Here is a 22,461-nt window from a genome sequence, read left to right on the forward strand (position 1 = left end):
CGGATGGAACCTGCCATGACAACGAGGACCTTCTTTTCGTTCGGCGCTCTCGCGCTCGCCCTCGGCCTGTCCACGGGCTGCGCGAGCGCGGCCCTCCCCCAGCACGTGGGCGAGGTGAACGACATCTTCGCGGCGCGAAACCGGCGTGATCTCGCCGTGTCCGTGCCCGGGGAAGACGAGGACTGGGAAAAAACCGCGGCGGAGGTGCCGAAGCTCCTTTCGAAGCCGCTCGACGCCGACGGGGCCGTGCGCATCGCGCTCGCGCAGAACCGCGAATTACGCGCGGCCTTTTACGAGATCGGCATTGCCCGCGGCCGGTTCGTCCAGGCCGGCCTGCCGCCGAACCCCGAGATCGATCTCAGCGTCCGGCGCCCGAACGATCCCGCGCAGCCGCTCCAGCTCGACATCGGCATCGAATACAACCTCACCGGGCTCCTGATGCTCCCGCTCCGCAAGGGCGTCGCCGAGGCCGATCTCGCGGCCGAGCGGCTCCGCGTCGCGGGGCAGGTCCTCGACATGGCCTACGCCGCGCGGACGTCGTTTTACACGGTCCAGGCGCGCCAGCAGGAGCTCGATCTCCGCGTCCGCGCGCTGAAAGCGTTCCAGGCCGGCTTTTCCGCGGCCGAGGAGCTGAACCGCGTCGGCAATCTCCCCGAGATGGATCTCGCCACCCAGCGAGCCGCGGTGGAGTCGGCGCGCGTCGACGTCGCGGAGGCGGAGAACCGCCTGCTCGACGCCCGGGAAAACCTGAACGTGGCGCTGGGTTTGTCGGGCGAGCAGACACGCTGGAACATCGCGGCGCCGCTGCCGGATCCGCCGGCTGAGGCGCTCGCCACAGAGCGCGTCGAGGAGCGCGCCGTCGCTTCGAGCTTCGAGCTTCAGGAGCTCGAAGCGCGCATGCGTGCCGCCTCCAAGCGCGCCGGCCTCGCGCAGACCGAGGGCAGCCTCCCGCACATCTCGGGCGGCTTCCATGGCGAGCGGGACGCCGCCGTGTGGGAGATCGGCGGCCACGTCACGGTGGGTTTGCCGTTCTTCGATCGCAACCAGGGCACGGTCCTCAGCGCTCGTTCGGAGTTCGGGGCCCAGCGCGAGCGGTATCTCGCGACCGCCACGTCGCTCCGCGCGACGGTGCGCACCGCGCAAAACCGCGTCGAATCCGCGGGGCGACGCGCGCGCCATTACCGCGAAGTCGTCCTGCCGGCGCGTGAAAAAGCCCTCGCGGAGACGCTGCTCCAGTACAACGCCATGCAGGTCAGCGTCTTTCAGGTCCTCGACAGCCAGCGCCAGGTCACGCAGGCCGGCCTCACCTACGTCGAGACGTTGCTCGATTACTGGAATGCGCGCGCGGCGCTCGATCAAATCCTCGCCGGCCGCCACCGCGGCCTCGCGCTCGGCCCCGCCGGCGCGGCACGAACGAACCTCTCCTCCGGAAGCGACGGCGCTGCCGCCGGCCACTGAGTGCAAGGAAGAAACACCATGGATCGCCGCAAATTCGTCCAGTTCGGGGTCGCCGCCGGTGGAGCCTTGCTCGCCTCGCAAACGTTTGGGCAGAACAACCCCGGCGCCGCTCCTTCACGTCCCGCGCCGAAGCGCGCCGTCTTCCCCGGCGGTCAGGTCGCCGTCACCACGCCGAACGGCGTGACCTTGCCCCTCAAGGAAAAGGACGGCGTGAAGATCGGCCACCTCGTCGCCATGCCCGTCAAGCACACGTTCGCGCCGGGGCTCGAGGGGGATTGCTGGGGCTACAACGGCCGGACGATCGGGCCCACGATCGAGGTCGTCGAGGGCGATCGGGTGCGGTTTTACGTGACGAACAAGCTGCCCGAGCCGACCACGGTGCACTGGCACGGCGTGATCCTGCCGAACGGGATGGACGGCGTGTCCGGCTTGAACCAGCGTCCGATCAAGCCCGGGGAGACGTTCGTCTACGAGTTCACGTTCCGGCACGCCGGGACGTACATGTATCACCCCCATTACGACGAGATGACCCAGATGGCGCTCGGGATGATGGGGATGATCGTGGTGCACCCGAAGCGGCCGAAAGGCCCGCCGGTCGATCGGGATTTCGTGCTCATGACGCACGAGTGGAAGATCACGCCGGGCTCGCGCCGGCCCGATCCGAACGAGATGACCGATTTCAACGTGCTCACGTTCAATTCGAAGGCCTTCCCCGGGACCGAGCCGCTCCTCGTGGGCCGCGGCGAGCGCGTGCGCATCCGGTTCGGCAACCTCTCGGCGATGGATCACCACCCGATCCATTTCCACGGCCTGACCTTCGAGACGACATGGACCGACGGCGGCGAGATCCCGGCGGCCGCGCGTCATCCGGAGACGACCGTCCTCGTGCCCGTCGGCAGCACGCGTGTCATCGAGTTCGTCCCCAACGAGCTCGGCGACTGGGCCTTCCATTGCCACATGACCCACCACGTGATGAACCAGATGGGCCACGGAATGCCCGTGATGGTCGGCGCCGACGCGCGGAAGATCGACCCCAAGGTGCAGAGCCTCCTGCCCGGTTACATGACGATGGGACAAACCGGCATGGGCGACATGGCCGAGATGGGCATGCCCGTGCCGAAAAACTCGATCCCCATGGGCGGCGGGCCCGGTCCCTTCTCGTCGATCGACATGGGCGGCATGTTCACGATCCTGAAGGTCCGCGACAATCCCGAGACGGCCGATCCGAAAGGCTGGTACCAGCACCCCAAGGGGACCGTGGCCGAGCGCGCGGAGGAAACGCTCATGAAAGCGGACGGAATCGATCCGGATGTGAAGTTCGGCTGAGCGCGGAGCCGCGCATCCCGCGTCCGCTTCCGCGCCCGCTCGCGTGCGCCTCCCGCCGTCCGCGCTACGCTCGCCCCGCGATGATTGGCTCTCGGGTCACGGCCGTGCTCGGCCCGACGAACACCGGCAAGACGCACCGGGCCGTCGAGCGCATGCTGGAGCACGAGTCCGGGATGATCGGGCTGCCGCTCCGGCTGCTCGCGCGCGAGGTCTACGATCGCATCACGGCGCGCCTCGGGGAGCAGCGCGTCGCGCTCGTGACGGGCGAGGAAAAACGTGTCCCGCGCCGGCCGCAATACTGGGTCTGCACGGTCGAGGCGATGCCGCGGAACCTCGAAGTCGAGTTCGTCGCGGTCGACGAGATCCAGCTCGCCTCGCACCCGCAACGCGGGCACGTGTTCACCGAGCGCCTCCAGGGCGCCCGCGGCACGAAGGAGACCTGGTTCATGGGCGCCGCCTCGATGCAGCCCATGATCGGCGAGCTCTTGCCCGCGGCGCGGATCCAGTCGTTCCCGCGCCTCAGCCGGCTCGCCTTCGCGGGCGCCGAGAAGCTCGCGCGGCTGCCGCAGAGGAGCGCGATCGTCGCGTTCTCGATGCAGGAGGTCTACGAGGTCGCCGAGCGGCTCCGGGCCACGCGCGGGGGCGCGGCCGTGGTGCTCGGGGCGCTCTCGCCGCGCACGCGGAATGCGCAGGTGGCCATGTTCCAGTCGGGCGAAGTCGAGTACATCGTCGCGACCGACGCCATCGGGATGGGGCTGAACCTCGACGTGAAGCACGTGGCGTTCGCGGCGCTGCGCAAGTTCGACGGCCGCGACGTGCGGGACCTCGAAGCCGCGGAGATCGGGCAGATCGCAGGGCGCGCAGGCCGCTACACGAGTGATGGATCGTTCGGCACGCTCGCGCCGCTCACGCTGCCGCAGGGCCTCGCGAACGCGGTGGAGGCGCATCGCTTTCCCGCGGTGCGGCGGCTCGTCTGGCGGAACGCGGATCTCGACACGAGCTCGATCGACGACCTGCTCGCCTCGCTGCGGCGCTCGCCGGGGCGGCGGTCGCTCGTGCTGCAGGAGAGCGCGGAGGACGCGGCGGCGCTCGCGCGGCTGGCCCAGGATCCCGCGATCCGGGCGCGGGCACAGGGTCGCGAGGCGGTGGAGCTGCTCTGGGAGGTTTGTCGGATCCCCGATTATCGCAAGCTGCTCTTCGAATCCCACGTCGCGCTGCTCGCGGAGATTTTCGGAAACCTCGCGGGGCCACGGTGCTTCCTCGACGAGGCGTGGATGGCCGAGCGCGTGCAGGAGATCGACGATCCGGCCGGGGACATCGATACGCTCATCGCGCGAATCTCGGCGATCCGGACGTGGACGTACGTATCGAATCAGGGCCGCTGGGTGAAGGATCCGGCGGCGTGGCAGGAGCGGACCGCGGCGATCGAGGATCGGCTGAGCGACGCGCTGCACGAGCGGCTGGTGCAGCGGTTCGTCGAGAAGAGCGGCGGCGGCAAGGCGCGGGCGGCGCAGGGCCCGACGCGAAAGGCGGCGCTGACGCGGGCGGAAGCGCGCGCGATGGATAAGGCGAATCCGTTCGGCAAGCTCGCAGCGCTCAAGGCGCCGCAGGCGCGCGAGGCGGGCGGGGCTTCGACCGACGAGGCGCGATGGGTGGAGTCCGTCGTCGCGGCGCGGCATGCGGCGATCGTGGTGGATGAATCGGGGCGAATCACGGTCGAGGATGGGCGCGAGCTCGGGCGGCTCGTGCGGGGATCGAGCCTGCTCCTTCCGGACGTGAAGCTCGCGGCCCTGGAGCTCGGCGCGGGGGCGCGGGCGCGGATCACGCGGCGGCTCGTGGCGTTCGCGCGTGATCTCGTGGAGGAGTTATGCGCGCCGCTGCGAGCGCACGCGCCGCGCGGGCTCGGGGCCGCGGCGCGCGGGATCCTTTATCAGCTCGAACAGGGGCTCGGGACGGCGCGGGCCGAGGACGCGGCCGCGCAGATCGAAGGGCTCGCGCCGGAGGACCGGGACAAACTCGCCGCGGCGGGCATCGTGGTGGGCGCGCGGGTGCTCTACGTGCCGGCGATGCTCAAGGGGCCAGCACTTTCGCGGCGCAGCGCGCTCGTGGCCGCGTTCGCGGGGCCTCGGGCGCCGCGGGCGCCGGGGCCGAGCGTGGTATCGATGCCGACCACGCGAATCGCGGAGATGTCGCTGTACACAGCGGTGGGATATCCGGTCTTCGGGCCTCGCGCGGTGCGCGCGGACGTGGTCGAGAAGGTGATCGCGGCGATCGAGGCGGACGGGGGCCTGCCGCCGGCGGGAAAGCTCGCGGGATGGCTCGGATGTCCGGCGAAAGAAGCGGCGAAGGTCGGCGCGGCGCTCCTGGGCGAGGCGCGGGCCGAGGCGGCGGCCCCGGAGCCTGCGCGCGAGGCGAAAGTGTAGATTCGCTGGAAAACGCGCCCTGGATCCGGAAGTCGCCTTGTGGCGCGGGGCGTCGGCATTTATAGTCAGGAGCCTGCTTTTTTTCCTTAGCGGAGGTCCGGCTCATGCTTGACGCGTGGATGCGTACGGGTTTGCTTTTGTGCGGCGTCGTGGGGATGACCGCGGGCTGTTTCCAGGTCCCGGCGGAGGCGGGCGCGGCCGACGACAGGAACGAGTCCACCGCCAACACTGGCACGGGCGGCTCCGGCGGCTCGGGCGGCGGGGGAGGATTTTCCGGCACCGGCGGCTCGGGCGGCTCGCAGAACGGCGGAGGCGACTGCGCGAGCGGAGAATACCCCACGATCGACGACGTCCCCGCGGGCGCGAAGGTTTGGTACGTGTCGCCGATCTGCACCCCGAAGGGCGCGGACGGCGACGGCACGCGGGACAAACCCTTCACGACGCTGGCGGAGGGGATCAAGGCGAGCGAGCCCGGCGACTACGTCGTCGTGATGAAGGACTCGGTCTTCAAGGAAAACGTGGTGATCGACAAACCGTTGTCCCTCATCGGCGCCGATCCCGAGACGCCCGCCGAGGAGGCCTCGATCATCGTGCAGGCGCCGGAGCCGAACGCGATCATCGTGCAATCGAAGGACGTCACGCTGCGCGGGATCATCGTGCAGAGCCCCAAGGGCGCCGGGATCTGGGTGCAAGGCGGCTCGGCGACGATCGACGGGTCGAAGGTGGACAAGGCCACGAAGAGCGGCAATGGCCCGCTCGAGCAGGGGAGCGGAATCCTGGCGACCCATGACGCGAGCATCATCGTGCAGCGCACGATCATCGTGCAATCGGAGCACACGGGCGTGCTCATGCAGGATTCGCGCGGCACGATCGCGCGGAGCACGATCGCGGAGAACCTCGGCGTGGCCGGGATCTGGGTGCAGCGGTCGAGCGGGTTCGTGACGCTCTCGGGCAACCAGATCGCGAAGAACCGGGGGACCGGCATCTCCGTGCTGAGCTCGCGGGCGATCATCGTGCAGAACACGATCCACGGGACGGCGGACGGCGGGGTCGCCGGCGCGCGCGCGGACGGGATCGTCGTGGCCGAGCATTTCGACGGGGGCCTTTCGGAGGGCTTCGCCGAGGCTTCGCTGCAAGGCAACGACATCAGCGGCAATGCGCGGCTCGGCGTCCTGTTCTCGGGCGACGCGCGGGGCATCATCGTGCAGAACACGGTGAACGGCAACGGCGCCGCGGACACGGCGAAGCGCGGCGCGGGCATCTGGGTGCAATCCGGGGCCGGCTCGCTTTCACCGATCACGATCGAGCAGAACGTCGCCTCGGGCAATGGATTCGCGAACATCGTCGTGGGCAGCAATGCGCGGGCGATCATCGTGCAGAATCCGTCGATCGGGAGCGCGATCCCGAAGCCGTGGACGGAGAACGGCGTGACGGCGAACGCGGGCGAGGGCATCGTGGTGTTCGGCGGCGGTCACGCGTCGATCAAGAACAACGTGCTCGCGGCGAACGCGCGCTCGGCCATTCTGCTCGAGGGCTCGGCGAGCGGCACGGCGGTCCAGGGGAACACCATCTCGGGCAGCGAATACGCGATCATCGTGCAAAACGTGCCCGAGCTGCCGCTGCTCGAAATGAACAGCCTCCTCGACAACGGTAAGGTCGACATCGTCCCGGCCGGGCAGGTCGGTCACCCGGTGCCCCACGAAGTCTTCGATACGCCGTGAAAGGAACGACGACCATGACGAACCGATTGCATTTCGTACGTCTGGCTGCATTGCTCGCCGCCGCCCTGCCGCTCGCGGGCTGCGGGGCGGACTCGCTGGCGACGGCGGTCTGCGGCAACTACGCAGGCGCGCCCGACAAGGCAAAAGGCGTGGTGTACGTGTCCGCGAGCTGCGGCGCGCGGGACGGGGACGGTTCGGCGGAGCGGCCGTTCGCGAGCTTGCAACAGGGCATCGACGCCTCGGCCGAGGGCGGCGCCGTGCTCGTCGACGCCGGGACGTACACGGAGAACCTGAGCATCACGAAGTCGGTGCAGGTGCTCGGCGCGGACGAGACCGGCGACCCGGACAAGGCGAGCATCATCGTGCAGGCGCCTTCGCCCTACGCGATCACGGTGGAGGGTGCGTCGGGCGTGCTGCTGCGCGGGATCATCGTGCAAAAGCCCGAAGGCGCGGGGATCTGGGTGCAGAAGAGCGGCAGCGCCGTGATCGAGGCATCACGCGTCGAGGGCACGATCACGCGGAAGGAGAACGAGGACGGCCACGGCGTGATGGCCACGGACAGCGGCAGCATCATCGTCCAGCGGATGATCATCGTGCAATCCGAGGGCGCGGGCGTCTACACCAATGCGGCTGCGGCGGCGAAGGTCGAGCGCAGCATCATCGTGCAAAACGGTGGGCTCGCCGGGATCTGGGTGCAAAGCACGCTCGGCGAGGTGTCGCTCGCGGAGAACGAGATCGCCGAGAATGTCGAGGGCGGCATCACGATCCTCGGCTCGCGCGCGATCATCGTGCAGAACCAGGTGAAGAACACGAAGAGCCGCATGCCCGGAGGGCTGGCGGACGGCATCCGGGTGCTCGGCGACAGCAAGGTCGGCCCGGCCTACGTGGAGATCGGCGGCGAGAAGGCCGAGAGCAAGAACGTGATCGAAGGCAACGGCCGCGTCGGGATCCTGTTCTCGGGCGAGAGGGCGCGCGGGATCATCGTGCAAAACGATGTGATCGGCAATGCCGCAGACACCACGCGCGGAGCCGGTATCTGGGTGCAATCGAGCGCCGGCACCGCCCCGAACGACGACCAGAGCATCGGCATCCGGATCGCGCAGAACCGCGTCGAAGGGAACCATTTCGTCGGGATCGGCGTGACCAACAATGCCCGGGCGATCATCGTGCAAAACCAGAGCATCAGCGGGACGATCGCCGGGGAGATCGTGGCGAACGGGATCCCCACGAAGATCGGCGACGGGCTCGGCGTGTACGCGGGCGCGAGCGCGCACGTGGACAAGAACATGATCGCCTCGAACGCGCGCGTGGGCGCGGTGTTCTTCGGGGCAGCGACGACGTGCGTCGTGACGAACAACGTCTTCGAGAAGAACAACGAAGGGTCGATCATCGTGCAGAACGTGGACGGTCTCGCGCTCGACACGAACGAGGCCGACGTCCCGCCGAACGCGCCCGCCATTCCCGTCGGCGTCGACACGTCCGATCTCTGATCCCACCCCGGCGGGCGCCGTCGCCGACGCGCGCCCGCCCTCCCCTTTTTCATCCCGATAACGACGCGGCGAGCGCCCTCGTCTCCTCGGCGAGCTTGCCCATGTTCGCCGATTCGAAGATCGAAATGCTCTCGTCGAGGAAGCGGCTCGCCTCGGCGAGGGCCGATCCGTCGCCCTTCGCGCGCGCGTGGAGCACGCGCGCCATCGTGCGGCGCGCCGTGCCCCGCATGTAAGGCGAGCTCACACGGTCCGCGAGCTCGATGCAGCGCTCGGCGTGCCCCTTGGCCGCGTCGAGCTCGCCCGTGACGAGGTGGCATTCGGCGAGCGCGCGGTGCGCCTCGGCGAGGCCACGCAAAGAGCCGAGCCGCTCGTGCAGGACCTCGGCCCGCGAGAGCGTGCGAATGGCCGCGCGTGCATCGCCGCGGGCGAGCTCGAGCTCGCCGACGTTGCTCAGGATGACCGAGCGGTGCTGGACGAGGTCCCAGCGCTCGGTCTGTTCGAGCGCGGCTTTCCAGGTGGATTCGGCCAGATCGAGGCGGCCGCGGAAGTAATGGAGCGCGGCGAGCCCGTTGTAAGCGTCGACGGCCTCGACGGGCGCGTTCGCCGCGATGGCGCGATCGATGGCCCGCTGGTAGGTCGGTTCGCCCTCGTCGTACCGGCCGGTGTGCAGATACCCGTTCCCGAGGACGCGGTAGGCCGACGAGAGCGCCCGCTCCCATTCCTGCGAACGCGCGGCGTCGTCGCCTCTTTCGTGTGATTCGAGGACGCGGCGGAGGCGCTCGGCACAATCACGATGATCCCCGAGGTGCACGCTCGCCCCCATCGCGCCCGTGAGCGCCCGCAGCGCGAGCAGGCTCTCGTCCTCGCCGAGCCATTGTTCCGCTCGGACAAACGATTCCCGCGCGTCGGCATAACGCCCGAGGTGCTCGAGCGCCCAGCCTTTTTCGATGGCGACGCGGGCCTTTTCGCCGGCGAAGTCGTCGCGATCGCCGGCGCGGGCGAGCGCGTCGTCGGCGACCTCGATGGCGCGCGCGAGGCTGCCCGCGAGCACGAGCTCGTGCGCGAGGCTGCCCGCGAGCGAGAGGAGCTCGCCGAGCCGCGCGGCCTCGTCCATGGCCGAGGCGGGCATTTCGAGGAGGATCTCGCGCGCCGCTTCGAGCATCCGCACGGCCTCCTCGATGGCGTGGGTGCGCATGGCGCGCTCCGCAGCGCGGCGCTTGTACGGCAAGGCGAGGGCGGGCTCGCCGGCCTCGCGGAAATGGTGGCCGATGAGGTCGTCGTGCGGGCCGGGGGAGCCGCCCGTCGCGCGTTCGAGCCAGAGCGCCGCGGCCCGGTGGAGCGCGCGCCTTCGCGCCTTGGGCACGCGCCGCTGCGCGACCTCCTGCAAGGCCGCCTGCGTGAACGCATAATCGAGCTCGCCGGCCAGCATCGCGTCGCGCCGCGGGGCGAAGATGCCGCGGCGCACGAGCTCGGCGAGCGCTCGTTGCTCGAAGCGCCCTTCCAAAAGCTCGCCGAGCAGCGACGGCCAGAACCTCCGGCCCGCCACGGCCGCGGCCTCCACGGCCTCGCTGAGCCGCGGTTCGAGCCGATCGAGGCGACCGAGGAGGAGCTGCTCCAGAGTTTCCGGCAGGCGCACGCTCGCCGCGCGCGACGAGGAGAGCCGCCACGTGCCTTCGCCGACGACGAGCACGCCCTCGTCGACGAGCTGGTGCACGGTCTCCTCGACGATGAGCGGCACGCCGCCCGCGAGCGCCGCGATCTGCCGCACGAGCCCCGCGGGGACGTCGATGAGCGCGCGGAGGACGTGCCGGATGAGCGCCTCGCACGCCTCGTCTTCGAGCGGCTCGACGGGGATCGTGACGACGCCCGACGCATCCCGCAAAAACGAGAGATCCGGCGCGGCGGCGCCCTCGGCGCGGCTCACCAGGACGAACAGCGCGGGGCAGCCCGCGAGGCGCTCGATCACGTGGCCGAGCAGGGCCTTCGTGGTCGCCGTGGCCCACTCGAAATCCTCGAGCAAGAAGAGCAGCGGCGTGCGCGTCGCGAGCCTCCGATACGCCTCGGCCACGGCGTCGAAGAGGACCTTTTTTTGCGCCTCGTCGCCGGCCACGACGTCGCGCTCCGCGGTCGCGTCGCCGCTCGTGCCCACGCCGAGGAGGGCGCCGATCCTCCGGCCGAGCTCGATCTCGGCCTCGCCGAGCGTCGTGGGATCGACGGCGCAGTAGCGGCGGATGTAGTGGTCGAGCTTGGCGCGGACCTGCTCGGGGCCGTCGTCGTCGACGACACGCGCGCGGTGGCGGATGGCCTGGAGAAACGGCTCGTACGGGACGCCTTGCCCCGCCGGGGTCGAGCGGCCCATCTCGAAGTAGTACGTCTCGCCCTCGCGCTCTTCGAGCTCCTCGACGAGCGCCATGCAGAGCCGGCTCTTGCCGACGCCCGCGGGCCCCGTGACGACGAGGACCTCGGGCGTCCGCTCCATGCGAGCCCGCGCGAGGACGGCGCGCAAGACGGAGAGCTCTTCGTCGCGCCCGATGAGCGAGATGCGGACGCCGTGGATCTCGTTCGTGCCGAGGTACGCGGTGGATTTCTTCGACGCGACGCGGCGGCCAGGGACGTCGGCGCCCGCGCTCGTGGTCTCGTAGAGGCCGCGGACGCGGCGGAGGACGGCGTGCGTCGCGACAATCTCGCCGGAGGAAGCGGCGCGCGCGAGGCTTCGGGCCTCGAAGACGGGCGCGCCCGAGACGAACGGGACGCCGCCGCTCCGCGGCTGGGTGGAGACGACGCGGCCGGCATCGATGCCGAGGCGCACGCCGAGCTTGAACGAGGGCGGGAACGTGGGGTCGGAGGAGAGCGCGCCGAGCGCGGCGCGGAGCGAGAGGGCAGCGTCGAGGGCGCGCTCGGCGTCGTTCTCGGCGGCGCCCTCGGGCCCGAAGAGGCAAAGCGCGCGATCGGTGAACGGCCCGATGGGCTCGCCGCCATGACGCGCGAGGACCTGTTCGAGGCGCGCGCCGACGACGGCGAGGCAGTCGAGGTGCTCTTCCAGATCGACCGAGGCGTCGAGCGCGCCGAGCGTGAGATCGACGTAGAGGACCGTGGCGCTGCGGACCGAGCGCGCGTCCTTCTGCTCGCGCGGCGCCCACGCGCCCGAGCCGACGGCCGTGGGGAAAGGCCGCGACGCGTCCGAGAGGAGCGAGGTCACGCCGGGCAGAGGCCCGAGGGTGCCGTCGGCGCCGACGACGATCGTCTCGGAGAGCTCAAGCGGCGCGGGTGAAGACGGGCTCGGGGGCCGATCGGTGACGGGGCCCGCGCCCGCGTCGAGGGCGCGGAGCTCGCGCAAGAGCTCGTGCGTGAAGTGCTCGACGGTCTGGTAGCGTTCGCCGGGGTTTGTCCGGAGCGCGCGACCGATGACGGCGTCGATCCCCGCGGAAATGCCGAGATCCGGGCGGAGGCGCGAAGGCAAGGTCAGGGTGCCTTCGAGGCGCGCGGTGAAGAGACGCCCGAGGCCGCCGGACTCGTCGAAGGGTCGCGCGCCCGTGATGAGCTCGCAGGCCATGATGCCGAGCGCGTAGATGTCCGCGCGACCGTCGACGTCGTTCGCCTCGATCTGCTCGGGCGCCATGTACGCGGGCGTGCCGCTCACCTGGCCGTCGACCGCGAGCTCGGGGCCGCCGCCGTCGAGGCCAAACGCCTTGGCCACGCCGAAGTCGACGACCTTCACGAAACACGCGTCGCCCGCGAGGGTCGTGAGCAGCACGTTGCCGGGCTTGAGGTCACGATGGACGATCCCGCTCCGGTGGGCCTCGGCGACGGCGCTGCCGACCTGGGCCATCACGTGTCCGACGAGCGAGGGTTCGAGGCGGCCCACGCGGCGCAGGCGCTCGTCGAGCGACTCGCCGCGCACGTACTCCATCACGATGTAGTGCAGCTCGGTCGAGGCGCTGCCGAAGGCGTGGACGACGACCACGTTCGGGTGGCTGAGGCGGGCGAGCAGGCGCGCTTCGCGGCGGAAACGCGCGTCGGTCTCGAGGAGCGTGGACAGCTCGGGGCGCAGGATCTTGATCGCGACGAATCGATCGAGGGCGAGATCACTCGCGAGCAGAACCTCGCCCATCCCACCGGCGCCGAGGCGCTTGATGATCTGGTACTTCTGCCCGAGGATCGTGCCGGGGGTGAGTTTTGCCGTGTCGATGACGCCCCTCGCGGGCCCCGAAAGACCTTCCCCCGATCCCCGTGGGCCTCGTTCGCCCGTCGTACCATACCGGCGCGCGCGGCGTCACGAGGGTCCGCGCGCGGCTACTGCAACAGAAAGGAATGCCAGTACGCGAGGACCTCGCGGGTGATGAACCATGGCTCCTTCAACAAGCGCCGGCTCATGCGCGCGGGCACCGTGTACACGGCCACACCCGCGCGCTCGAAGAGCATCTTCACCCGCGGCTCGTGATAATAATGCGTCACCGCGATCGCCCTCGAAAACCCGTGGCGACGCATCAAGAGCGCCCCGTTGCGCGCCGTCCACGAGGACGTGATGCCCGCTTCGTCGAGGATCACCGCGTCCTTGGGCACGCCCGCCGCGACGGCGCGCGACCGCATCACCTCGGGCTCCGAAAAACCATTGTGGTCGTCGACGGCGCCGCTCATCACGAGCGCGCCGACGAGCCCCTGCTGGTAGAGGCGAATCGCCTCGTCGACGCGATCCGAGAGCGCGAGCGAAGGCGTACCGTCGTCCCACACGCGCGCCCCGAACACAATCGCGCAGTCCGCCCGGCGCTCGTACCGCGTGGGACCCAGCGTGATCATGAGGAGGAGCGGCATGGCCACGAAGCTCGCGACCGTCACGGCCCCGCACGCGACCGCTCGTGCGAGCGTCCATCGAGGACGCTCCGCGCGATGATCCGTCGCGATGCTCGCCGCGAGCGCGGAGAGACAAACCAGGACGACCAGAGATGCCGGGACGAACGCCGGGCCGCGGATCGCCCCACGCGCGAGGACGCCGTAAAATGTGGCAACGTCGAAAGCTGCGAGCACGGCCCCGATCCCGACCACGATCGCCCCGCCGAGCCGCGCCCACGAAGGGCGCAGCGGCCGCGCCACATGCCACAGGAGCACGACGGCGGAGGCGAGCTCCAGCGCGCGGAAGATCGGCCGCGGAAGATTCGCGTCGCCGAGCCAGGTGTGTGTCGAGTCGAAGGGAGGCCGCAGGGCCTCGCCCGCGAGGTTCACGAGGGCGAGCAGACCAACGGCGAGGCCCACGCCGCGCAAGGCGAAGGCGGCGTGGGAGCGGAGACGAGAGGCGCGGGAGATCAGGTGATCGTGGGCGGGTTCGAGATGCGGGGCAGGCGCGTGCTCGGCGACGCGCCGCTCTTCGAGGACGGCGCCGACTGCGAGCTCGCGCCGCCGTAAAGCGCCTGGATCGAGGCCGGCATGCGCGAGCCGGGCGGCATGGACGGGCGGCCCATCGGCGGGCGGTACGAGGGACGCTTGACGGCGGGCAGGCGATGCGCGCTGCCGCGGCGCGAGAGCGGCGTGCGGAGCGAGAGCGGCGCGACCTCGTTCGCCGCGTCTTTCATGACCTTCGCGAGCACGCCGTAGACCGTGGCCCACGCTTCCTTGACCTCGGGCGTGAACGCCTCGCCGAGGCCCTTCTCCAGCGTCCAGAGGAGCGCCGCGCCGACCGTGTCGTAGTGATCGTCGCGAACACCGTAAGCGAGGTGGCGGCGACCGAGCGCCTGGACGGTCGGGATCAGCGCTTCGAGACGATCGAGCGCCTGGACCGCCACCTTCAGCGTGGACATGAGCTTCTTGCCCTGGTCCTTCATGTCGCCCCGGAAGAGGGGCTTGAGAGACGGATCGACCTCGAAGAGCCGACCGTAAAACAGTTCGGCGGCCACGTCCGCAATCGGAGCGACCATCTCGAAGGTCTTCTGGACCAGAAGCTTCTGCTCGTTGTTCATCGTTTCCTCACGGTCAGCCCTGTTGTCCGGGCGGAGAGATGCTTCGGCGACCACCAGCGCGAAGACCTCTATCCAAGATCTGCGCCGACGTTTCACCCTAGCATGGGTCGGGCAGGCACCGACAGTATTTGTTGCGGGGACGCCAAGCGCATGGCGTCCTCCGTGTATCGTCCGCGACCCGACGCGAAGTCCGCAACGTTTGCACCCGAACGACATGGATGTCGGTCCAAACGGCGGAAACGTGCGGATCGCGGGGGCGCGAAGGGCTCAGACGGGAATGATGCCGCGCTTCTTGAAGGGCCGCTCGATGCGCTTGTGCCGCGCGAGCTCGAGGCCCCAGGCCACGGCGCGCCGCGTGTCGCGAGGGTCGATGACGTCGTCGATGAGGCCCCAGCCGGCGACCTTCATGATGTCGATGTTCTTCTGGATCATGTCGATCATCTGCTGCTTGAGCTCCGGCGGCGGCGGGGCGTCGCCGAAGAGCTTGCGCGAGGCGATGCCGAGCATGCCCTCGGGGCCCATGACGCTGATCTCGCCGGTCGGCCACCCGACGATGAGATCCGGCTCGTAGGCGCGGCCGCACATCACGTAATAACCGGCGCCATAGGCCTTGCGCACGACGACCGTGACCTTGGGGACGGTCGCGGCGCTCATGACGTGCAGCATCTTCGCCCCGTGCCGGATGATGCCCTCGTGCTCGACCTTCGAGCCGATCATGAAGCCGGGTACGTCCTGGAGGAACACGAGCGGGATGTTGAAGGCGTCGCAGATCTGCATGAACCGCGCGGCCTTGTCGGAGGCGTCGACGTCGAGCACGCCGCCCATGTGGTTCGGCTGGTTCGCCACGATGCCGACGCTCTGGCCGCCGATACGCGCGAGGCACGTGATGATCTGGCGCGCGAAGCGGGGCTTGATGTCGAAATACTCGCCGTGATCCACGATCGCCGCGATGAGCTTGTACATGTCGTACGCCTTGCGCGGGTTCTCGGGGAGCAGGTCGAGCAGCGACTCCTCGCGCCGATCCGTGGGGTCGGTCGCGGCGAGGCGCGGCGGCTCCTCCTCGCAATGCGACGGGAAGTACGAGAGGTATTTCTTGATGGCCGCGATGCATTCGGCGTCATTCTTGAACTCGCCGTCGCCGACGCCGCTCTTCGTCGAATGGATCTTCGAGCCGCCGAGGTCCTGCTCGGAGATGTCCTCGCCGGTCATGGCCTTGACGAGCGGCGGGCCGCCGAGGGCCATCGAGCCGATGTCCTTCACCATCGGCACGAAATCGGCGAGGCCCGGGATGTAGGCCGTGCCCGCGGCGCCGGGGCCGACCATCGCCGCGACCTGCGGGACGACGCCGCTCATCACGACCTGCTCGCGGAAGAGGTGGCCGCTGCCCGCGAAGAGCGAGATCGTGTCGGGGTGGCTCGATCCCGGGTCGATACGCGCGCCGGCCGAATCGATGAACCACACCATGGGCCAGCGGCCGCGCAGGGCCATCTGGCGCAATCGCGTGACCTTCTCCTCGCCGGTATGGCCGATGCTGCCGCCCTTGACCGTGAAATCGTAGGCGGCGGCGCAGACCATGCGGCCGTCGACCTTGCCGAAGGCGCAGACGACGGCATCGGCGGCCGGGCGATCCCTGCCGTCGCCGGCGGCGAGGCCCATCTGCGTGCCGTGCATGCCGACCTCGAAATGGACGCCGTCGTCGAAGAACGCGGCGAGCCTCTCGCGGGCGGTCAGCTTGCCGCGTGAATGTTGCTTCGCGACCTTGTCCTCGCCGCCCATCTTGCGCACCTCGGCGCGCCGGGCCTCGAGGTCCTTCAAGAGCTCACGCATGTCCATGGGTCATTTACCCGTCCATTTGGGGGTGCGTTTTTCCAGGAACGCCATCAGGCCTTCCCGCGCGTCGTCCGTCGAAAGCACGGCGCCGAGGCGCTCGCGCAGCATCGGCAATGCATTTTCGAGCGCGAGATCGGCCTGCGCCGCGAAGGCTTCGAGGCCGAGCTTGACCGTGATCGGGCTCTTCTGCGCGATCTGGGTCGTGATTCGGAGAACCTCGGCGTCGAGCCCGTCCGCGTCGACGGCCTTGCCGACGACGCCAATCGCGGCCGCCGCGTCGGCGTCGAGCCGCTCGCCGAAGAGCATCATTTCGAGCAGGCGCCGCTGCGGGATGACACGCGCGAGCACGGCCATGATCATCATCGGGAACAGGCCCACGTTGATCTCGGGCGTGCCGAGCTTCGCCGTCCGCGACGCCACGGCGAAATGGCAAGCCGCGACGAGCCCGAGCCCGCCGCCCATCGCGTGGCCGTTCACCCGCGCCACGAGCGGCTTCGGCGAGCGCGTGATCGCGAGCAAAAGGTCCGCGTAATCGCCCTTCGGCGGCAACTCCGTGCCCGGACCGAACGAGCTCATTTGCGTGAAATCGCCGCCGGCGCAGAACGCGTCGCCCGCGCCGGTGAGGACGATCGAGCGCACGGACTCGTCGTTCGCCGCGTCTTCGAGCGCCCAGAGGAGCTCGTTCACCATCGCGGGGCCGATGGCGTTTTTCTTGGGCGGGTTTTTCAGGGTGATCCAGAGGGCGCCGTTCTCCTTCGCGGCGACCTCGATGAACCCGTACGCGCGCGCCGTCGTCATCGCGGCGCTCCGAGCGACAGGATCTCCCGCGCCTCCTCGACCGTCGCCGGCCGCCGGCCCACGTCGCGCACGAGCCGCACCGCGGTCTCGACGAGCTCGCCGTTCGATTTCGCCATCTCGCCGTTCGGCAGATAGAAGTGATCTTCGAGCCCACAGCGGACGTTGCCGCCGAGCACGAGCGCCGTGGCAATCATGCGCCAGGCGCCGTGGCTGATCCCGATGACCTCCCACTCCGAGCCGGCGGGCATGATCTTCGTCTGGAGCTGGAGCGACTCGACGTGCGCCGGAATGCCGCCGAGCACGTTCACGATGAACGAGAACTGGAGCGGCGGCCGGAGCACGCCCATGTCGAGCAGCGGCGCGATCCCGTTCGTGTGCCCCGTGTCGAAGCACTCGAGCTCCGGCTTCACGCCCGCCTCGTTCATCACCTCGAGCAGCTTGATGATTTTCGAATAGGTGTTCGGAAACACCATGTCGAAATCGAATTGCTTGCGCTTGGGCGAGTATTTCGCGTAATTCATCGTGCCCATGTTGAGGGCAGCGATCTCGGGCTTGCTCTCGCGCACGTACGTGCATTGATCGGTCACGTCGTCGAGGATCGTGCCCGTCGAGAAATTCAGGATGATCGGACAGCGGGCGCGGACCTCTTCCTTGATGCGGGCGAAGACGGCCGGGGAGAAGGTCGGGCCGCCTTCGTCGTTCCGGGCGTGGATGTGCACGACCGAGGCGCCGGCGTCATAGGCGCGCTTGCATTCCTCGGCGATCTCCACCGGCGTGTACGGGATGCCCGGGTTTTGCTTTCGATTGGCGAGGACGCCCGTGACGGCGCAGGTGACGACGCAGATATCGGGATCACGCTCGCCGGGCTTCTTGGCCTGGCCCGTGAACGACGGCTTCTCCTTCATGGCTTCTCCTCTTCTTCCCCCGCGCGGGGAGCGCCCTCGACCTCGGATACGCGGCCCTCGACGTGCGAGACGACGCGCTTTTGCAGCTTGGTCAAGACGCGGAGCAAATGTTCGAGATCGCTTTGCGACAGATCCGTGAGCGCGCTCCGGAAGATCTCCATGGGCTCGACCTGGATCTCCCGCGCGAGCTTCTGGCCTTTTTCGCTGAGCCGGATGTAAACGACGCGCCGATCCGTGGTCGAGCGCTCACGCTTGACGAGCCCCTCGCGCTCCATGCGGTCGATGATCCCGGTCACCGTGCTGTTCTGGGCCCGGATGCGCTCGGACAGCGACGAGAGCGACAGGTCCCCGAGCTCCTGCAAGAGCTTGATGACGGTGAGCTGCGGACCGGTGAGCCCGAACTGCGCCGCCAGGCCCTTCGTCAGGCGACGCGATTCGGTATAGAGGTAGATCATCGTCTCGACGATCGCGTCCACCTCGGGCTTGGTATCGGGAGGGAGAGAGGCTGCCACGGATGTTTCGTGTACGAAATATCCGGACCAGAACCAAATGTCAAGCAGGGAGTTTTAGCAAGCAAGCTCACGACCCGAACGGACGGAACCCCATCGCGCGGGTCCGGGCGAGCCGTTCGAGGAACTGCTTGCGGGTGAGGACGATGGCGCCGAGCGCCTTCATGTGCGGCGTCATCACCTGGATGTCGATCCAATCGCAGCCCGCCTCGGCCAGGTGATCCACGAGATACAAAAGCGCGATCTTCGACGCATTCGGCGCGAGGTGGAACATGCTCTCCGCGGAGAAATATCCCTCGACGCAGACGCCATAAATGCCACCCACGAGCGCGCCCGCCTCGTCCCATACCTCGACGCTGTGCGCGAAGCCGAGCCGGTGCATCTCCTTGTAGGCGTCCATCAGCTCCGGCGTGATCCACGTGCCGTCCTGCCCGGGCCGCGGGACCTCGGCGCAGCGCTCGATGACCGCGTCGAACCCGCGGTCCACCGTGCAGCGGAGCGGGGTCTTCCGGAGCTCGCGGCGGAGGCTGCGCGAGAGGTGGATCTGCGAGAAATCGAGGATCGCCCGCTCTTTCGGGCAAAACCAGGGCAGGACATCGAGCCCGTCGATCGGCCAGGGAAAAACCCCGCGCCGGTACGCCTCGACGAGCACACGCGGCTCCAGGCTGCCGCCCACCGCCACGATGTCGTCGGCGTCGATGCTCATGCTGGGTCTTCCGGGACGCCGGCCATCCAAGCGCCAAACCCCCCCGAGGTCAAGCCTTTGCCGGCGGCCGAATCCGTCTTATACGCCAGAATCGTGCCCGTCTTCGAGAAACGTACCCGGATAGAGGCCCCGCCCGACGTCGTCTTCGCCTTCCACGAGCGCCCGGACGCGCTGAACCTGCTGCTGCCGCCGTGGGAGCGTGCCCGCATCCTCGAACGGAGCGGTGGCCTGGAGAAGGGCGCGCGGACCGTGATCGAAACCTACATCGGTCCAGTGAAACAGCGCCTCGTGGCCGTACACACGGCGTACGAAAAAGGGCGGATGTTCCAGGATACGGTGATCGAAGGGCCGTTCGCCCGGTGGGTCCACACGCACACGATGGAGCCGGACGGCGAAGGCGGGACCTTCCTCGTCGATCACATCGATTACGCGCTGCCGCTCGGCCCGCTCGGCGCGCTCTTCGGAGGCGCGTTCGCGCGGCGGAAGCTCGAAAAGATGTTCGCGTTCCGTCACGCGGTGACGAAACGAGCGTGCGAGGACGAAGCCGGGTCAGCGTTTGTCCGGTGAACCGGACCCACTGCCTTTTTCGATCGCCGAGAGCTCGAGGAGCACCGCCTTGACGCGCGGATCCTCGGGATCGAGGGCCTGCGCTTTCTCGTATGCCTCGCGCGCCTCCGGCAATTTGCGCTGCTTGGCGAGGGCGTTGCCGAGGTTCACCCACGCGCTCACGAGCGCCGGATCGAGCGCGAGCGCCTCGCGGTAGATGACCTTCGCGCGTTCGAGGTCGCCCTTTTGCGCGATCGCATAACCGAGGTTCGAACGGTACGTGGCGCGGCGCGGATCCTTCGCGACGGCCGTCTCCAGGCAGCGGATCGCGCGATCCGTGTCGTTCAGCGTGAGCAGCGCGGTGCCGAGGTCGTTCTGGACGCGGGCGTCGTTCGGGGCGAGGCGCGCGGCGCGCTCGTAAGCACGGACGGCCTGCTCCCGCCGGCCGAGCGCGAGCAGGGCCGTGCCGAGGTTCGTCTGCCGCTCGGCCACGCCGGGCTCGATCTCGGCGGCGCGTTCGAGCTCGCGGACCGCGGGTTCGAGCTCTCCCGTGGCGACGAGCCCGACCCCGAGCGCGGAGTGCGCCTCGGCGTCGTTCGGCGAAAGCTCGGTGGCCTTGCGCAAAGCGGCGAGCGCGGCGTCGGCGCGGCCGAGGACGAGGAGCGCGCGGCCGAGCTCGAGGTGCGCCGGCGCATATGCTGGCTCTTTTTGCAGGATCGCTTCGAGATCCTTCACTGCCTGGAGCAGCCCGGGGTGCGTGGGCGCGGCGCCGTAATCGACGGGCGCGTCCTCGGCGGAGAGGCGCGTCCGGACGAGGCCGACGACCGGCGCGGGATCCTTCGGCGCGAGCGTCTTCGCCTTCTTGTACGCCTTCTCCGCCGCCGGAAAATCTCCCCGCGCGAACGCCTCGTCGCCCTCGGCGAGGGCCTTGTCCGCGGGCGTCCCCGTCCCGCGCGCGAGCTTCGCCGGCGGCGGCTGCGTGGCCTCCTCGGAGGAAACGGGCGCGTCGAGCGGGACCCCGGATCCCTGCGGCGGCGCCGCGGGCGCGAGCGGAGGCGCGGGTGCGGGCACGGCTACGGAAGCAGTTGCGGAAGTGGGTACGGAAGCACTTCCGTAAGTGGCAGGCGGCAACGGTTGGGGAGGCGGAGGCGGGGGCTGCGTGGCGGGGCCGCAGGCGGCGAGGATCACGAGCGTGATCACGTCGCCGCGGCTTCTTCGAATCTTCATCACAGCTTGTACGGGGTCATCGAATGCTCTTTGCCGTCGTAACGCAGGAGCACGGGCTTGTTGTCGAGCCGCGTCGCCACGGCCACGGGCCGTTTCCAGCAGCGGACGAGCGAGACGAGCGTCTCGCGCGCGTAATCGGCCCGGAGGTCCACGCCGCCGTGCTGGTGCTCGAGGAGCAGCTCGCCGCGGTTCTGGTGGTTCGCGTCGACCACGCGGATGTATGGATCGCCGAAGTTCGTGAGCGAGAAGAGGAGTTTTTCCTTCACGTCGCGGAACTGGCGGCTCTCGATCTCGAAACGATCGTTACGCCCTGAAAAACCGAACGTGTAGAGCTTCTGCTCCAGCACGAATTCGGGGGTCAGGAACTCGTCGATGAACGTGACGTCGTTGTAGAGCGCGCGGACCTGGAAGATCTTCTGCCGACCGAGGCCGAGGCGCATGTCCCAGCTCCGCTTCGCGTCGAGGTCGTTGCACTCCTCCCACTCGCGGCCGAAGCGCCCCTTGTTCCAGCGCTCCTCGATGTAACGGAAGAGCTCGACCCCGAGCTTGTACGGGTTCAGCCGGCCCGGCGCCGTGGCCATGACGCCAGCGTTGTTGTCGGCGTAATCGATGATCTCCGAGGCATCGAGGATCTTCTCCGTGAGCATCTTCGAATGCCAGTACGCCGCCCAGCCCTCGTTCATGATCTTGGTCTGGCGCTGCGGCACGAAATAGAGGGCCTCGTCGCGGATGACCTCCAGGATGTCGCGCTCCCAGCGCTCGAGCGGCGCGTGATCGAGCAAGAAGCCGAGCACGTCCCGCTCGGGCCGCTCGGGGACCTTGCGCTCGGGTTTGTCCTTCGCGAGCTGCTTTTTCTTGGCCTCGATGTACTCCTCCGGGTTGATGAAGGATTCCATGTACTCCTTCGCCCGGAGACGCGGCACCTCGACCGGCTTCTCGTCCTCCTCCTCGTCGCTCTTCTTCGCGGCGCCGCGGCCCGAGAACGGCTGCCAGGGATCGATGAGGTTCTCCAGCGACAAACATCGATCGATGAAATCCTCGACCTTGTTGATGCCGTGCCGCTCGATGTGCCGCGCGACGCGCGCGCCGTGGTTCGCCATCTTGTCGATCCAGCGCCGATCGGGGTCGTACGGGCTGGTCTTGCGGACCGGATCGATGATGTTGCCCTTCTGATCGAGGTCGGTCGATCGGAAGCAGAAGTTGTTCTTGAAGAAGTCCACGTGCGCGTACACGTGGGCCATCACGAGCTTCTGATCCGTGAGCGAATTGCCTTCGAGCAGATAGGCGTACGAGGGGTTGTTGTTGATGACCATCTCGTAGATCTTCGAGAGGCCATACTCGTAGCTCTTCGAGAGCTGCTCGTACTCCATGCCGTACCGCCAGTGCGGATACCGGCTCGGGAAACCGCCGTACGCGGCGATCTCGTTCATCTGGTCGTACGTCAGGATCTCGAAGATCACGGGGAAGAAATCGAGGCCATAGTCGCGCGCCACGGCCTCGACACGCTCCTGTGTCGCCCGCAGGTAGCGGGGGAGCGCGGTGTTCAGGGCAAACTTGCTCATCTCGCCTCT

The 22,461-nt window shown here is 68.8% G+C and carries 16 protein-coding genes; 6 read left to right on the plus strand and 10 right to left on the minus strand.

Annotated elements, in window-relative coordinates; genetic code table 11:
• The first annotated feature begins 15 nt into the window (after window positions 1–15).
• The 5 genes from QHF84_RS31795 (at window position 16) to QHF84_RS31815 (ending at window position 8,418) form a co-directional block, all read left to right on the plus strand.
• On the plus strand, window positions 16–1,458 hold the full coding sequence (locus QHF84_RS31795) for a TolC family protein (protein WP_281317239.1): 1,443 nt from the start codon (window positions 16–18) through the stop codon (window positions 1,456–1,458).
• A gap of 18 nt (window positions 1,459–1,476) precedes the next feature.
• Window positions 1,477–2,784 (plus strand): copper oxidase, encoded by a 1,308-nt coding sequence (locus QHF84_RS31800; protein ID WP_281317240.1) that lies wholly within the window; start codon window positions 1,477–1,479, stop codon window positions 2,782–2,784.
• A gap of 80 nt (window positions 2,785–2,864) precedes the next feature.
• Entirely contained in the window at window positions 2,865–5,207 is a 2,343-nt protein-coding gene (locus tag QHF84_RS31805; RefSeq protein WP_281317241.1) for a helicase-related protein, read from the plus strand.
• A 104-nt stretch (window positions 5,208–5,311) separates the two neighbouring features.
• Window positions 5,312–6,928: a right-handed parallel beta-helix repeat-containing protein gene (locus tag QHF84_RS31810; protein ID WP_281317242.1), complete on the plus strand. Its 1,617-nt coding sequence runs from the start codon at window positions 5,312–5,314 to the stop codon at window positions 6,926–6,928.
• A 14-nt stretch (window positions 6,929–6,942) separates the two neighbouring features.
• Complete coding sequence (locus tag QHF84_RS31815; RefSeq protein WP_281317243.1) at window positions 6,943–8,418, plus strand: right-handed parallel beta-helix repeat-containing protein; 1,476 nt, start codon at window positions 6,943–6,945, stop codon at window positions 8,416–8,418.
• Between the two features lie 49 nt (window positions 8,419–8,467).
• Here the strand turns inward: QHF84_RS31815 and QHF84_RS31820 are convergent, their stop codons facing one another.
• The 8 genes from QHF84_RS31820 to aat form a co-directional block, all read right to left on the minus strand.
• The gene (locus QHF84_RS31820) at window positions 8,468–12,607 is read right to left on the minus strand and encodes a protein kinase (protein ID WP_348652904.1); all 4,140 of its coding nucleotides are present in this window, start codon (window positions 12,605–12,607) and stop codon (window positions 8,468–8,470) included.
• Between the two features lie 104 nt (window positions 12,608–12,711).
• The gene (locus QHF84_RS31825; protein WP_281317320.1) at window positions 12,712–13,668 is read right to left on the minus strand and encodes a YdcF family protein; all 957 of its coding nucleotides are present in this window, start codon (window positions 13,666–13,668) and stop codon (window positions 12,712–12,714) included.
• A 50-nt stretch (window positions 13,669–13,718) separates the two neighbouring features.
• Window positions 13,719–14,369: a globin family protein gene (locus QHF84_RS31830; protein ID WP_281317244.1), complete on the minus strand. Its 651-nt coding sequence runs from the start codon at window positions 14,367–14,369 to the stop codon at window positions 13,719–13,721.
• Between the two features lie 267 nt (window positions 14,370–14,636).
• Window positions 14,637–16,196 carry an acyl-CoA carboxylase subunit beta gene (locus tag QHF84_RS31835; protein WP_281317245.1) on the minus strand — a complete coding sequence of 520 codons (1,560 nt, stop codon included), beginning with the start codon at window positions 16,194–16,196 and terminating at the stop codon, window positions 14,637–14,639.
• A 9-nt stretch (window positions 16,197–16,205) separates the two neighbouring features.
• Window positions 16,206–16,997 (minus strand): enoyl-CoA hydratase-related protein, encoded by a 792-nt coding sequence (locus QHF84_RS31840; RefSeq protein WP_281317246.1) that lies wholly within the window; start codon window positions 16,995–16,997, stop codon window positions 16,206–16,208.
• Window positions 16,994–17,902, minus strand: a complete 909-nt coding sequence (locus QHF84_RS31845; protein ID WP_281317247.1) for a 3-keto-5-aminohexanoate cleavage protein — start codon at window positions 17,900–17,902, stop codon at window positions 16,994–16,996. The genes QHF84_RS31840 and QHF84_RS31845 overlap by 4 nt, the downstream gene beginning before the upstream one ends.
• Complete coding sequence (locus QHF84_RS31850) at window positions 17,899–18,414, minus strand: MarR family winged helix-turn-helix transcriptional regulator (protein ID WP_272422673.1); 516 nt, start codon at window positions 18,412–18,414, stop codon at window positions 17,899–17,901. The genes QHF84_RS31845 and QHF84_RS31850 overlap by 4 nt, the downstream gene beginning before the upstream one ends.
• A 67-nt stretch (window positions 18,415–18,481) precedes the next feature.
• A complete protein-coding gene (gene aat / locus QHF84_RS31855) occupies window positions 18,482–19,117 on the minus strand; it encodes a leucyl/phenylalanyl-tRNA--protein transferase (protein WP_281317248.1) in 636 nt (211 codons plus the stop codon).
• Window positions 19,118–19,210: 93 nt separating this feature from the next.
• Between aat and QHF84_RS31860 the strand changes: the two genes are divergently transcribed.
• On the plus strand, window positions 19,211–19,684 hold the full coding sequence (locus tag QHF84_RS31860) for an SRPBCC family protein (protein ID WP_281317249.1): 474 nt from the start codon (window positions 19,211–19,213) through the stop codon (window positions 19,682–19,684).
• Here the strand turns inward: QHF84_RS31860 and QHF84_RS31865 are convergent.
• Window positions 19,667–20,890: a tetratricopeptide repeat protein gene (locus tag QHF84_RS31865; RefSeq protein WP_281317250.1), complete on the minus strand. Its 1,224-nt coding sequence runs from the start codon at window positions 20,888–20,890 to the stop codon at window positions 19,667–19,669. The genes QHF84_RS31860 and QHF84_RS31865 overlap by 18 nt on opposite strands.
• Entirely contained in the window at window positions 20,890–22,452 is a 1,563-nt protein-coding gene (locus QHF84_RS31870; protein WP_281317251.1) for a SpoVR family protein, read from the minus strand. The genes QHF84_RS31865 and QHF84_RS31870 overlap by 1 nt, the downstream gene beginning before the upstream one ends.
• Window positions 22,453–22,461 lie beyond the last annotated feature (9 nt).

It is taken from the genome of Polyangium sp. y55x31, assembly GCF_029946505.1.
Taxonomy (GTDB): Bacteria; Myxococcota_A; Polyangia; order Polyangiales; family Polyangiaceae; genus Polyangium.